We start from the raw sequence: 13,073 nt of genomic DNA, 5'->3' as shown, positions 1-13,073 counted from the left end.
CAGTGCACCACGATTGAAAAGCGGCCCTCCGGCCGCTTTTTCATTTTTAGCCCCTCTTTTTCATTTTTAGCCCCATATACAGCCCACACGAAACCACCCTTGATACCCCTTGCATGCCACGCCTTGGCCCGTACAATGTTGACGTTTACGTAAACGGCAATCACACCGAGGAGACACCATCGTGGAAATCAAGGACAACGTATTCATCATCACCGGCGGCGCGTCCGGCCTTGGCGCCGGCAGCGCCCGCCTGCTGGCCGAATCCGGCGCCAGGGTCGTCATTGCCGACCTGAACGAGGCCGCCGGCCAGGCCCTAGCAGCCGAAACCGGCGGCCAGTTCGTGCGCTGCGACGTGACCTCGGAAGCCGATGGCCAGGCCGCGGTCGCGGCGGCCCAATCCCTTGGGCGTCTCGCCGGGCTAATCAATTGCGCCGGCATTGCCACGGCCAACAAGACCGTCGGCAAGAACGGCCCGCACCCGCTCGATGCCTTCGACAAGACCATCCGCATCAACCTGATCGGCACCTTCAACATGATCCGCCTGGCCGCCGCGGCGATGGTGCAGAACGCCCCCGACAGCGAGGGCGAGCGCGGCGTGATCATCAATACCGCCTCGGTGGCGGCCTTCGACGGACAGATCGGGCAGGCCGCCTATGCCGCGTCCAAGGGCGGGGTGGTCGGCATGACGCTGGCGATCGCGCGCGACCTGGCGCGCGACGGCGTGCGTTGCATGACCATCGCCCCGGGGCTGTTCGAGACCCCGATGCTGCTGGGCATGCCGCAGGAGGTGCAGGACGCGCTGGGCAAGATGGTGCCGTTCCCGTCGCGGCTGGGGCGGCCCGCCGAATATGCGAAGCTGGCGCGCTCGATCATCGAGAACCCCATGCTCAACGGCGAGGTGATCCGCCTGGACGGGGCGATCCGGATGCAGCCCAAGTAAATGTCGACCGCTGCCCGCTCAGCCGGGCAGCAGCATCACCAGCATCAGCCCCGGCGCCGCCGCCGGCACCAGCGTCAGCTGCTCGAACTGCAGCGCGCCCTGGCGTGGATGGCGAAAGCCGCGGCGCCCGCCCTCGCGCTCTTCCACGTCCTGCGACAGCCAGGCGGCGCGGAAGTCCGTGCTCTGCGCCATCAATCCCTCGATCAATGCCCGCGTCGGCGCCGCATCGGCGTGGCGGATGCTGTGCGCGCGGAATTCGGCCACCAGGCGCGCGGCGCGGTGCGGCCAGTCTTGCACCAGTGCCTGCAGCGCCGGCGACAGGAACATCGCGCGCAGCAGGTTGCGCTCGGTGGCGGCGTCGTCGAGCCAGCCGGTGAACAACTCCGCGGCCGCGGCGTTCCAGGCCAGCGCGGTCCATTGACGGTCGAGCAGGTACGCCGGTCCGTCGATGGCATGCACGCTGGCCAGCACCGCGGGCGGCACCGGCTCGCCGGCGGCGTGCTGCGGTTCGCGCCGGCCGGCCAGCTCGAACAGGTAGGCGCGCTCCGCGCGCGACAGCCGCAGCGCCGCGGCCAGGCTGGCCAGCGCGCGCGCCGACAGCGCCACCGGCCGGCCCTGCTCCAGCCATGTCACCCACGTTGTGCTCAATCCTGCCAGCTGCGCGACTTCCTCGCGGCGCAGCCCGGGCGTGCGCCGGCGCCGGCCTGGCGCCAGGCCCACATCCGCCGGCGCCATGCGTTCGCGGTGCGCGCGCAGGAAGGCGCCGAGCACGGCTTCGCGCGAGGCTGGCGAGGATGACGGATCTTCAGGTCGGGTGAATGGCGGCATGGCAGGCTGGTGGCGCTTATACCAGGATAAAGCGGTGACTTGTACCGGGAAAATGGCCCGCCTACAGTATGCCGAACCCGCCTCGCGGGCAAGTCCCCTCCCTGACAACGACAGCGCCCGCCCGACCTGCCTCGGCCGCGGCCCAAGGAGCCCAGCACCATGCAGCAACAGGAACTCGTCGCCGCCCAGTTCGGCGCCACCGCCAGCGCCTATCTCACCAGCGCGGTCCACGCCAGCGGCGCGGACCTGCAGCAACTGAAGGACGAACTCGCCGCGCTGATTCCCGCGGCCAAGCGCGCGCGCAGCCGCGTGCTCGATCTCGGTTGCGGCGCCGGCCATGCCAGCTTTGCCGCCGCCGCGGTGGCGGGCGAGGTGACCGCTTACGATTTGTCGGCCGACATGCTGGCCGTGGTCGAGGCCGCGGCGCGCGAGCGCGGGCTGGCCAACGTGCGCACCCGCCAGGGCGCGGCCGAGCAACTGCCGTTCGACGATGCCAGCTTCTGCGCGGTGGTGTCGCGCATGAGCGCGCACCACTGGCGCGACGTGCCGGCGGCGCTGGCCGAGATCCGCCGCGTACTCAAGCCCGGCGGCAAGGTGGTGCTGATCGACATCGCCGGCGCGCCGGACCCGCTGCACGATACCTGGCTGCAATCGGTCGAGTTGCTGCGCGACCCTTCGCACGTACGCGACTACACGCCGGCGGGCTGGCGCGCGATGTTCGAAGCCGCGCGCTTTGCCGCGGATGGCATTGCCGTATCCGAGACATGGCGCATCGGCATCGATTTCGACAGCTGGGTGCAGCGCATGCGCACGCCGGCGGTGGCGGTGGACGCGATCCGGCACCTGTGGCAGGTCGCGCCAGCGGAAGTGCGCGAGCACTATCGCGTGCAGGCAGACGGCAGCTTCGAGCTGGAAGCGGTGATGGTCACGGCGCGCTGACCGGACCTGGCCGGACGCAGGCGCTTCAGCGATTCAGGCCGCGGCGCTGATCGCCGGCGCCTCGGCCCGAACCGTCAGGCGCCGCACCAGTTCCCACACCGCCGCCGCGGCCGGCGACAAGGAGCGGTCCTCGCGCCGCACCATGACGATGCTGCGTTCCTCGCGCGGCACCAGCGGGCGCCACACCAGCGGCGACGCCGCCGGCAGCGGCAGCGAGAACGACGGCAGCACCGACGCGCCGATGCCGGCCTCGACCATGCCGAACACGCTGGCCGAATGGCCCAGCTCCTGCACCACGTGCGGCACCACGCCATGGCGGCCGAACACGCGGTCGATCAGCGGCCGGCTGCCGGAGGCGAAGTCCAGCAGCACCAGCCGCATCCCATGCAGCGCCGACCACGGCACCGATTCCGCCTGCGCCAGCGGATGGTCGCGCCGGCATACGAAGCAGAACGGGTCGGTCGCCACCGCCTCGACCAGCAATCCGTCGCGCACCAGCGGGTCGATCAGCACGCCGAAGTCCACCGCGCCGGCGCGGACCTGCTCCAGCCCGTCGGCCTGGACGTTATCGCGCACGGTCAGGCGGATTTCCGGATATTGCGCGGCGCAGGCGGCCACGTAGAGCGGCATCAGGCGGGCGGAGATGGTCGGCGCACCGGCTATCACTACACGGCCGCGATAGCGCTCACCGAGCTGCCGCGTTTCTTCGAGGGTGTCGTCCAGTTGCCCGAGCAGCCGCTCCAGCGCCGGTGCCAGCGCATGGCCGGCCTCGGTCAGCACCACTTCGCGCGTGGTGCGGTCCAGCAGGCGCACGCCGAGCGCGTCTTCCAGCTCGGCAACGCCGCGGCTGACTGCCGGCTGGGTCAGTCCGACGGCGTCCGCGGCCCGGCTGAAACCGCCACTGCTGGCAACCGCCAGGAACACGCGCAACTGACGCAATGTGTAATTCATGCAACAAGCGGATAAATAGATTCTATAAATGAATTTGCATTCTAGACCCGGCTAGCGTCCAATACTAGGCAAAACCCTAACATCGCAGGATTTCACCGCAGTCATGTCCCGTATTGTCCGCAATCTCAAGAAGCTCTATGACCTGATCGACGGCTTTGTGCTCGTCATGCTGACCGCCATCGCCATCGCGCTGGCCGCGCCCGAACTGGGCACCGGCGACGGCCCGCTGCACCTCGGCGTGGTGACCAGCCTGGGCGTGGCGCTGGTGTTCTTCCTGCACGGCGCGGCGCTGTCGCGCGACAAGCTGGTGGCAGGCGCCAAGCACTGGCGCCTGCATGTGTTCGTGCAGGTCTTCACCTACGTAGTGTTCCCGGTGGTGGGCGCGCTGCTGATGCTGTCGCTGCGCAATACGCTGCCGGCCGACCTGCTGCTGGGCGTGTTCTTCCTGTGCGCGCTGCCGTCCACGGTGTCGTCGTCGGTGGCCATGACCTCGATGGCGCGCGGCAATGTCTCGGGCGCGATCTTCAACGCCACCATCTCGGGCCTGATCGGCATGCTGGTGACGCCGCTGCTGATGGGGCTGGTGATCAGCGCCAGCGGCGCCTCGATGCCGCTGGGCAAGGCGCTGACCGGCGTGGCGCTGCAGCTGCTGCTGCCGTTCGCGCTGGGGCAGTTGCTGCGTCCGCTGATCGGCAGCTGGCTCGCCAAGAAGAAGCACATCACCAACAAGATCGACCGCGGCGTGATCGTGCTGATCGTCTACTCGTCGTTCTGCGACGCCACCGCCGAAGGCCTGTGGCACCAGTACCAGTGGCAGACCATCGGCGCGGTGATGGGGATTGCCGCGGTGCTGCTCTTCGTGGTGCTGGGCTTCACCACGCTGACCGCGCGCCGCCTGGGCTTTTCGGTCGAGGACGAGATCACCGCGGTGTTCTGCGGCTCGAAGAAGAGCCTGGCCAACGGCATCCCGATGGCCAAGATCCTGTTTGCCGGCCATCCGGCGCTGGGCTTGCTGGTGCTGCCGCTGATGGTCTACCACCAGCTGCAGCTGATCGTCTGCTCGGTGATCGCGTCGCGCTATGCCAACCGCGATGCGCTGCTGGAGGATCAGGCCCCGGCGCGCGCCTGAAGCCCGCCGCCATGAAAAAAACCGGGGCGTGCCCCGGTTTTTTTTGTGCCCGCCGCCCGCGCGGCGGATCAGACCGACGGATTCTTCGACAGCGGCGGATTGCGCGCGAAGTACGAGCGGATGCCCTTCAGGATGGCATTGGCCAGCTGTTCCTGGTGCGCGTTGTCGTTGAGCTTGCGCTCTTCCTCCGGATTGCTGATGAAGGCGGTCTCGATCAGGATCGAGGGAATATCCGGGGCCTTCAGCACGGCAAACCCGGCTTGTTCGACGTGGGCCTTGTGCAGCTTGTTGATGCCGCCGATCTCGCCCAGCACGGCCTTGCCCACCAGCAGGCTGTCGTTGATCTGCGCGGTGGTCGACAGGTCCAGCAGCACGCGCGCCACCTGCGCATCCTTGTTGCCCATGTTGGCGCCGCCGATCAGGTCGGAGGCGTTTTCCTTGTTGGCCAGCCAGCGCGCCGCGGTGCTGGACGCGCCGCGCTCGGACAGCGCGAACACCGACGCGCCGCGCGCCTCGGGCGACAGGAAGGCGTCGGCGTGGATCGACACGAACAGGTCTGCCTGCACGCGGCGCGCCTTCTGCACGCGCACGTTCAGCGGCACGAAGAAATCGGCGTCGCGCGTCATCATCGCGCGCATATTGGGTTGGGCGTCGATCTTGGCGCGCAGCCGGTGCGCGATCTGCAGCACCACGTCTTTCTCGCGCGAGCCGGCCGCGCCGATCGCGCCCGGGTCTTCGCCGCCATGGCCGGGGTCGATCGCCACGGTCAGCAGGCGGCGCATCTTGAACGGTCGCTCGGCGGTGGGATTGTCGCGCGCGACCGGCGGCACCACGGGGGCGTTGGGAGCCGGCACCGGCGGTGCCGACGGCTTCGGCCGGGCCGCAGCCACCGGTGGCGGCAGTGGCGCGGTGGTGGGCGGCACCTCGCCCTTCTCGTCGAAGCGGCGCACCAGGGCGCCGATGGCGTCTTCCTCCGCGCCGGCCGGAGCGCCGGCGATGCCTTCGGCGCCTGGCGCCGGGTCGGATGTCGCAAAGCGGCGCTGCTTTTCCTCGGTGTCGCGCACCAGCTTCCACAGCGGGTCGGGCGGGTTGACCGGGTACAGGTCGAACACCAGCCGGTTGCGGTAGCTGCCGATGGGCGCCAGCGTGAACACCTGCGGTGCCACGTTTTCCTTCAGGTCGAACACCATGCGGACCACGCGCGGGCGGTTCTGGCCGACGCGCACGGTCTGGATATACGGGTCGTTCGGCGTGATCTTGGCCACCAGCTCGCGCAGCGTGGGCGACAGGTCGAGGCCGTCGATGTCCACCACCAGCCGGTCGGGGTCGCGGATCATCTGGTGCACCGCGGCCAGCGGCGTATCGGATTCGATGGTGACGCGGGTGTAGTCCTCCGCCGGCCACACGCGCACCGCGACGATGCCGGCGCCGAACGCGATCTGCGGACCGGCCAGCGTCAGGACGGCGGTGCCCGCGCCCAGCTTCAGTGCCTGCGCCATCCATTTGCGGCGCGCCTGCAGCAGGCCGTCGGGTCCATCGGGGCGGTCGGTGGCAAGTCGCTTGATCAGCATGCGTTCAGCAAGGTAAGTCCAGTGGGAGTATAGGCGCGCATCGTCGCGATCCGCCGCTCGCCGGTGTCATCGGCGCCGGCCATGTCCGATTGGAGCAACACGTGCAGGTCGGGTTCCCCCAGCAGGCGCCCGGCCTTTTCCGGCCACTCGACCAGGTTGAAGGCCGGTTCGGCGAAGCAGTCGCGAAAACCCGCGTCGAGCCACTCTTCGGGATCGGCAAAGCGGTACAAGTCGAAGTGGTAGACCGTCAGCGGCGAGCCGTCGGCGCGAGCGACGTCATAGGGCTCGCACAGCGTATAGGTAGGGCTGCGGACCTTGCCCGCATGGCCCAGCGCCCGCAGCACGGCGCGCGACAGCGTGGTCTTGCCGGCGCCCAGGTCGCCGGACAGCTGCACATGCACCGTGCGCGGCGGCATCGCCTGCACGGCGGCGGCCAGCGCGGCGCCCAGGCGCGCGGTGGCGGCTTCATCGGGCAGCGTCAGGGTGCGTTCTTCGAGCAAGGGCATTGCGTACAATTCAGGAATGATCGACCGAGTCGCCCCCGGGCAGGCGGATGCGCCGCCCACACCAGTACCAGACGCCAGCGGCCATGCGGCCGCGGGCCCGGGGGAGCTTGCGGCACTGGCCGCGTCGATCCGCGCATGGGGCGCGGCGCTGGGCTTTGCCTCGGTGCGCATCGCCGATGTCGACCTCGCGCACGCCGAGCCCGGACTGCTGGCCTGGCTGACGCAGGGCTACCACGGCGACATGGATTATATGGCCAACCACGGCCTGCGGCGCGCCCGTCCGGCGGAACTGGTGCCCGGCACGGTGCGCGCGATCGTGGCGCGCATGCCCTATGTCCCGGTCGCCGGCGCGCACGCGCAGGCCGCCGACTGGCGCCGCCACGAGCTGGCGCGGCTGGACGACCCGGCCACCGCGGTGGTGTCGCTGTACGCACGCGGACGCGACTATCACAAGGTGCTGCGCAGCCGCCTGCAGCAGCTGGCCACCCGGATCGAGGCCGAGATCGGCACGTTCGGCTACCGCGTCTTTACCGATTCGGCCCCGGTGATGGAAGTGGCGCTGGCCAGCCAGGGCGGACTGGGCTGGCGCGGCAAGCATACGCTGCTGCTGGACCGCGACGGCGGCTCGATGTTCTTCCTCGGCGAGATCCTGGTCGACATCCCGCTGCCCGCCGATCCGCCCGAGTCGGGCCATTGCGGCAGCTGCCACCGCTGCCTTGATATCTGCCCCACGCGCGCCATCGTCGCGCCCTACCGGCTGGATGCGCGCCGCTGCATTTCCTACCTCACCATCGAGCACAAGGGCGCGATCCCGGTGGAATTCCGCGCGCCGATGGGCAACCGCGTCTACGGCTGCGACGACTGCCAGCTGGCCTGCCCGTGGAACAAGTTCGCGCACGTGGCCACGGTGCCGGACTTCGACGTGCGCAATGGCCTGGACGCACCCGACATGGTGGCGCTGTTCCAATGGACCGAAGCGGAATTCAACCAGCGCCTCGAGGGCAGCCCGATCCGCCGCATCGGCCACGAGCGCTGGCTGCGCAACCTGGCGGTGGGACTGGGCAACAGCCTGCGCACGGCGCTGTCGGGCATGCGCGCCGAGGACGCGGCACTGGCCGCGCGCATCCGCGCCGCACTGCTGGCGCGGCGCGAGACCGCCACGCCCATGGTGCAGGAACATATCGACTGGGCGCTGGCGCAGGGCGGCCCGCCGGCGCAACCGGGCGGCTGATCTCCGGCCGCCCCGCTCGGATCAGCTCACCAGCGCCAGCCACAGCGGCGTGGTGACGATCGCCGCCACCGTCATCAGCGAGATCGTCGCCGCCACCATCGGCCCGTTGCCGCCCATGCGCACGGCCAGGATGTAGGCACTGGAGGCGGTCGGCAGCGAGGCGTACAGCACCACGATCTGGTACTGCAGCGCGGTCAGCGGCAGGTGCCGCCCCACCAGCCATGCCACGCACGGCATCGCCACCAGCTTGACCCCGGTCCACCACGCCACCGGCCCGGCGGTGCCGGTGGCGCCGCTCATCTGCAGCCCGGCGCCCACCGTCATCAGGCCCAGCGCGGTCGACGCCGAGCCCAGCCGGTTCAGCGTCATGCCCAGCACCTCGGGCGCGTGCAGCCCCATCAGGTTGGTCGCCAGCCCGCCGGCGGTGGCCAGGATCAGCGGATTGCGCGCCAGTTCCTTCCACAGCGCGGCCTGGCCATGCCGGGCCAGCGCCCACACCGCCGCCACGTTGCACAGCGGCACGGTGCAGCCGACGATCAGCGCCATCAGCGCCAGGCCTTCGGAGCCGCCCAGCCGCGCGGCCAGCGCCAGCCCGATATAGGAATTGAAGCGGAACGCGGTCTGCAGCCCCGAGGCAAAGCTGACCGGGTCCGGGCGCAGCACCCATTTGACGGCGTAGCCGCCGGCCAGGCCAGTGGCCAGCACCAGCAGCGCCAGCCCCAGCATGGCCGAGGTCGACGAGAAATCGAGCACCGCGGTATTGGTCGACTGCAGCAGCAGCGCCGGGAACAGCACGAAGTAGACCAGCCGCTCCACCCCGCCCCAGAAGGCGCGGTCGAAGGGGGAATAGCGCACCAGCAGCCAGCCGATCAGGATCAGGCTGAAGTCCGGGACCAGCAGGAGGGCGGAAGACATCTAGGGTTGTTGTTGTGGTGGCAGTGGCATGGCGCTGCAACGGCCCGGGCAGCCGTCGCACAGAAACAGCGGCGGCGAGGGATAACGGCAACAAAGCCGGAATGTGCAGACTAGGGCAGATACGGATAGGTATTTTTCCAGATTTCGGGCAGCATGGCATGCCAAGTTGTACGCCTGCCGCCATGTTGTCCCGCATCCGTTCCGCGCGCATGCGCGCGGACACCCTCCTCCGCTCCCGCTTCCGCCCTGGCTTCCGGCCGGGCCACCGCCTGCGCCTGGCCGTCGTGCTGGCGGCGCTCGGCGCCGTGGCCGTGGTGCATGCCGTGCCGGGGCCAGCGCGCGCGGTCGAGATCGCCGGCGTGCGCTTCGACGATGCGGCGCGCGTGGGCGGCAAGGAACTGCAGCTCAACGGCGCGGCGCTGCGCACCGGCTTCCTGACCAAGGGCTACGTGGCCGCGCTGTACCTGGAGGAAAAGGCCCGCAACGCGGCCGTGGTACTGGGCACTTCCGGCGCCAAGCGGCTACAGTTACGCATCCTGCGCGAGACCGAGCCGCCTGCGGTGGTGCGCGCGATCCGCCAGGGCATGCGCGACAACCACAGCGAGGCGCAGATGCAAGGCCTGGCGGCGCGGCTGGTACAGTTCGAGCGCACCCTGGGCGAGATCGGCACCGCGCACAAGGGCGATGTCATCAACCTGGATTTTTCCCCGCAAACGGGGACGGTCGTCGCCATCAACGGCACGCCGCGCGGCCGGCCGATTCCCGGCGAAGACTTTTACCAGGCCCTGCTGCGGGTGTTCCTTGGCGAACGCCCGGTCGACGCCGGCGTCAAGCGCGGCCTGCTGGGCGGCTGACCAGATTACGCTGCCGACGCACCGCCCGACCTGTGGCACTGCGACGGTTTTTTTGCTTCCGGGCGGCACCCTGCCCGGATTTCTGACGGGAGACATGATCTCATGCAAGCTGGCAAACTCGCACTGACCCTGGCCCTGGCGGCCGCCGCCACCGCGGCGCAAGCCCAGAGCTACCCCACCAAGCCGATCCGCCTGATCATTCCGTTCGCCCCCGGCGGCACCACCGACATCGTCGGCCGTGGCGCGGCGGACCAGATGAGCCGCATCCTGGGCCAGCCGGTGGTGGTGGAAAACCGCGCCGGCGGGGGCGGTTCGATCGGCGCCGACGCCATCGCCAAGGCCGCGCCGGACGGCTACACCATCGGCATCTCGACGGTCTCGACCATGGCCGTGAACCCGGCCTGCAACCCCAAGCTGTCGTACGACCCGATCAAGGACTTCAAGCCCATCACCAACCTGGCCAACGTGGCCAACGTGATCGCGGTGAACCCGAGCTTCCCGGCCAAAGACTACAAGGAGTTCCTGGCCGTGCTGAAGGCCAACCCGGGCAAGTATTCGTACGCATCGTCGGGCACCTGCGGCTTCGGCCACATGCTGGGCGAGCAGTTCAAGGTCTCGACCAAGACCTTCATGGTCCATATCCCGTACCGCGGCGCGGGCCCGGCACTGAACGACGTGCTGGCCGGCCAGGTGCCGATCATGGTCGACAACCTGCCTTCGTCGATGCCCTACATCAAGGCCGGCAAGCTGCGCCCGCTGGTGGTGGCCTGGAACAAGCGGCTGGACTCGCTGCCGGACGTGCCGACCTTCGGCGAAATGGGCCTGAAGGAGCCGAACGATCCGGCCTGGTACGGCCTGGTGGCGCCGGCCGGCACGCCTGACGAGGTCATCAAGAAGCTCAACGAAGCCGCGGTCAAGGCCCTGCAGGACAAGGACTTCCAGCAGCGCCTGCGCACCGCCGGCGCCGAGCCGTCGGGCAACACGCCGGCGCAGCACGCGGCCGAGATCAAGAAGGAATTCGACAAGATGAAGAACCTGGTCAAGGTGCAGAACATCAAGCTGGAGCAGTAATCCGGCCGGTGTGACACCAACCGCCAAAGGGCCGCCGCAAGGCGGCCTTTTTTCTGCCCCCGCCAAAAAGCACTAAAATCCAGCATTCGCCCCAGCCTGACCGCCATGCCCGCAACCTACGACGCCATCCTTACCGCCCCGTTCGGCAAGATCGGCGTGCGCACGGACGGCGCGCGCATCCGGGGCATCGTGTACCTTCCCGGGCACGTCGAGGCGCTTGCGCCGGCCGATGCGCTGACGCAGCGGCTCGCGGCGCAGCTGGCGGCCTATTACGACGATCCCGACACCGCCTTCGACGTGCCGCTGGCCGCCGCCGGCAGTGCCTTCCAGCAGCGCGTGTGGCAGGCCATCTGCGCCGTGCCGCGCGGGGCGACCACCACCTACGGCACCATCGCCGAAGCCATCGGCGCGATGCCGCGCGCGGTCGGCCAGGCCTGCGGGCAGAACCCGTTCCCGATCCTGGTGCCATGCCATCGCGTGGTCTCGGCGCGCGGCATCGGCGGGTTCTCGCACCATGCCGAGGACGGCTTCTACCTCGACGTCAAACGCTGGCTGCTGCGCCATGAGGGCGCCATGCTGATATGAGCGGCACCCCGGCGCCAGCCGAGCTCACCGCCGCCGCCAGCGCTGCCGACGTGGCCCTGGTCAGCCGCTTCTGCGATGCGCTGTGGCTGGAAGACGGGCTCTCGCGCAACACCATCGACGCCTACCGTCGCGACCTGACGCTGCTGGCGCGCTGGCTGCAGCAGGAGCAGCGCGGCGAACTGCTCGGCGCCGACGACGGCGCGCTGTCGGCGTACTTCAGCGTGCGCCATCCGCAGACCCGCGCGTCGTCGGCCAACCGCCGCCTGGCGGTGTTCCGCCGCTTCTACCAGTGGGCGCTGCGCGAGCACCTGGTGCAGACCGACCCCTGCCTGCTGCTGCGCCCCGCCAAGCAGCCGCCACGCTACCCCAAGACCCTGACCGAGGCCCAGGTCGACGCGCTGCTGGAGGCGCCCGACACCGAGACCCCGCTGGGCCTGCGCGACCGCACCATGCTCGAGCTGATGTACGCCAGCGGCCTGCGCGTGTCGGAACTGACCCAGATGAAGACCGTCGAGATCGGCCTGAACGAGGGCGTGGCGCGCGTGGTCGGCGGCAAGGGCGACAAGGAGCGCCTGGTGCCGTTCGGCCAGCAGGCCGGCGACTGGCTGCGGCGCTACCTGGCCAGCGCACGTCCGGTGCTGCTGGCCGGGCGCGCCTGCGACGCGCTGTTCGTCACGCAGCGCGGCGAGGGCATGACGCGGCAGGCGTTCTGGCACCTGATCAAGCGCCATGCGCGCGACGCCGGCGTGCATGCCCCGCTGTCGCCGCACACGCTGCGGCATGCCTTTGCCACGCACCTGCTCAACCACGGCGCCGACCTGCGCGTGGTGCAGCTGCTGCTGGGCCACGCCGATATCTCCACCACCCAGATCTATACCCACGTCGCACGCGAGCGCCTGCGCGAGCTGCACCAGCAGCACCATCCGCGCGGCTGAGCGGCACTGAGCGACCCCATCGCCATGAGCAAGAACAAGCACGTTTCCGAAACCCCTGCCACCCAGTTCCTGCGCAAGCAAGGCGTGGCCTTCGGCGAACACCCCTATGACTACGTCGAGCATGGCGGCACCGGCGAATCGGCACGCCAGCTGGGCGTGCCCGAGCATGACGTGATCAAGACCCTGATCATGGAAGACGAGCGCGCGCAGCCGCTGGTGGTGCTGATGCACGGCGACTGCTCGGTCTCGACCAAGAACCTGGCGCGCCAGTCCGCGCGCAAGAGCGTGCAGCCGTGCAAGCCCGAGGTGGCGCAGCGGCACAGCGGCTACCTGGTGGGCGGCACCTCGCCGTTCGGCACCAGGAAGCGCATGCCGGTGTATGTGGAAGCGACCGTGCTGGAGCTGGCGCGCATCTATATCAACGGCGGGCGCCGCGGCTACCTGGTCAGCCTGGACCCGAGGCTGCTGCCCGCGCTGCTCGATGCCCAGCCGGTGCAGTGCGCGCTGCCGGACTGAACTTGCCAGCCGCGTGGCGCCGCTTCAGACCGAAGCAAGCCTCCACGCCAATCCGGGTAGTCACGGTCGTGGCCAGGCCCCCGCCGCGCTACAATCGCGCCA

Annotated in this window: 14 protein-coding genes; 9 read left to right on the top strand and 5 right to left on the bottom strand. The window is 69.5% G+C overall.

Translation table 11 applies throughout. The features are described from left to right. The first annotated feature begins 181 nt into the window (after positions 1 to 181). Positions 182 to 940: a 3-hydroxyacyl-CoA dehydrogenase gene (locus FHX60_RS16215; protein WP_183283912.1), complete on the top strand. Its 759-nt coding sequence runs from the start codon at positions 182 to 184 to the stop codon at positions 938 to 940. An 18-nt stretch (positions 941 to 958) separates the two neighbouring features. Here FHX60_RS16215 and FHX60_RS16210 read toward each other — a convergent pair whose 3' ends face one another. Beyond that, positions 959 to 1,768, bottom strand: a complete 810-nt coding sequence (locus FHX60_RS16210; protein ID WP_183283911.1) for an MmyB family transcriptional regulator — start codon at positions 1,766 to 1,768, stop codon at positions 959 to 961. A gap of 159 nt (positions 1,769 to 1,927) precedes the next feature. Between FHX60_RS16210 and FHX60_RS16205 the strand changes: the two genes are divergently transcribed. Further along, complete coding sequence (locus FHX60_RS16205) at positions 1,928 to 2,707, top strand: class I SAM-dependent methyltransferase (RefSeq protein ID WP_183283910.1); 780 nt, start codon at positions 1,928 to 1,930, stop codon at positions 2,705 to 2,707. A 33-nt stretch (positions 2,708 to 2,740) separates the two neighbouring features. On the opposite strand, the gene FHX60_RS16200 is transcribed toward FHX60_RS16205, so the two are convergent. Continuing rightward, positions 2,741 to 3,658 carry a LysR family transcriptional regulator gene (locus tag FHX60_RS16200; RefSeq protein WP_112773670.1) on the bottom strand — a complete coding sequence of 306 codons (918 nt, stop codon included), beginning with the start codon at positions 3,656 to 3,658 and terminating at the stop codon, positions 2,741 to 2,743. A 103-nt stretch (positions 3,659 to 3,761) separates the two neighbouring features. Here FHX60_RS16200 and FHX60_RS16195 point away from each other — a divergent pair, with 103 nt between their 5' ends. Further along, positions 3,762 to 4,787: a bile acid:sodium symporter family protein gene (locus FHX60_RS16195; RefSeq protein WP_112773671.1), complete on the top strand. Its 1,026-nt coding sequence runs from the start codon at positions 3,762 to 3,764 to the stop codon at positions 4,785 to 4,787. A 68-nt stretch (positions 4,788 to 4,855) separates the two neighbouring features. Here FHX60_RS16195 and FHX60_RS16190 read toward each other — a convergent pair whose 3' ends face one another. Both FHX60_RS16190 and tsaE read right to left on the bottom strand, forming a co-directional pair. Next, a complete protein-coding gene (locus FHX60_RS16190) occupies positions 4,856 to 6,358 on the bottom strand; it encodes an N-acetylmuramoyl-L-alanine amidase (RefSeq protein ID WP_112773672.1) in 1,503 nt (500 codons plus the stop codon). Next, positions 6,352 to 6,864 (bottom strand): tRNA (adenosine(37)-N6)-threonylcarbamoyltransferase complex ATPase subunit type 1 TsaE, encoded by a 513-nt coding sequence (tsaE, locus tag FHX60_RS16185; protein ID WP_112773673.1) that lies wholly within the window; start codon positions 6,862 to 6,864, stop codon positions 6,352 to 6,354. Before tsaE ends, FHX60_RS16190 begins: the two co-directional genes overlap by 7 nt. A 16-nt stretch (positions 6,865 to 6,880) precedes the next feature. Here tsaE and queG point away from each other — a divergent pair, with 16 nt between their 5' ends. Then, positions 6,881 to 8,095 (top strand): tRNA epoxyqueuosine(34) reductase QueG, encoded by a 1,215-nt coding sequence (gene queG / locus FHX60_RS16180; protein ID WP_183283909.1) that lies wholly within the window; start codon positions 6,881 to 6,883, stop codon positions 8,093 to 8,095. Positions 8,096 to 8,116: 21 nt separating this feature from the next. On the opposite strand, the gene FHX60_RS16175 is transcribed toward queG, so the two are convergent. Then, positions 8,117 to 9,010 (bottom strand): AEC family transporter, encoded by an 894-nt coding sequence (locus FHX60_RS16175; protein WP_092307889.1) that lies wholly within the window; start codon positions 9,008 to 9,010, stop codon positions 8,117 to 8,119. Positions 9,011 to 9,192: 182 nt separating this feature from the next. On the opposite strand from FHX60_RS16175, the gene FHX60_RS16170 reads away from it, so the two are divergent. The 5 genes from FHX60_RS16170 to FHX60_RS16150 all read left to right on the top strand — a co-directional run bounded on the left by FHX60_RS16170 (position 9,193) and on the right by FHX60_RS16150 (position 12,971). After that, positions 9,193 to 9,864, top strand: a complete 672-nt coding sequence (locus FHX60_RS16170) for a chalcone isomerase family protein (protein WP_244981286.1) — start codon at positions 9,193 to 9,195, stop codon at positions 9,862 to 9,864. Between the two features lie 102 nt (positions 9,865 to 9,966). Then, complete coding sequence (locus FHX60_RS16165; protein ID WP_092307885.1) at positions 9,967 to 10,935, top strand: tripartite tricarboxylate transporter substrate binding protein BugE; 969 nt, start codon at positions 9,967 to 9,969, stop codon at positions 10,933 to 10,935. 105 nt (positions 10,936 to 11,040) lie between these two features. Continuing rightward, a complete protein-coding gene (locus tag FHX60_RS16160; RefSeq protein ID WP_092307883.1) occupies positions 11,041 to 11,520 on the top strand; it encodes a methylated-DNA--[protein]-cysteine S-methyltransferase in 480 nt (159 codons plus the stop codon). Further along, the gene (gene xerD, locus FHX60_RS16155; protein ID WP_183283907.1) at positions 11,517 to 12,455 is read left to right on the top strand and encodes a site-specific tyrosine recombinase XerD; all 939 of its coding nucleotides are present in this window, start codon (positions 11,517 to 11,519) and stop codon (positions 12,453 to 12,455) included. The genes FHX60_RS16160 and xerD overlap by 4 nt, the downstream gene beginning before the upstream one ends. Before the next feature lie 24 nt (positions 12,456 to 12,479). Next, positions 12,480 to 12,971 (top strand): aminoacyl-tRNA deacylase, encoded by a 492-nt coding sequence (locus tag FHX60_RS16150; RefSeq protein WP_183283906.1) that lies wholly within the window; start codon positions 12,480 to 12,482, stop codon positions 12,969 to 12,971. The last annotated feature ends 102 nt before the right edge of the window (positions 12,972 to 13,073 follow it).

Origin of the sequence: Cupriavidus alkaliphilus (genome assembly GCF_014191175.1) — a bacterium.
Taxonomy (GTDB): Bacteria; Pseudomonadota; Gammaproteobacteria; order Burkholderiales; family Burkholderiaceae; genus Cupriavidus; species Cupriavidus alkaliphilus.
The sequence above is the reverse complement of the archived record's forward strand: the minus strand, read 5'-3'. Positions and strand labels throughout refer to the sequence as shown.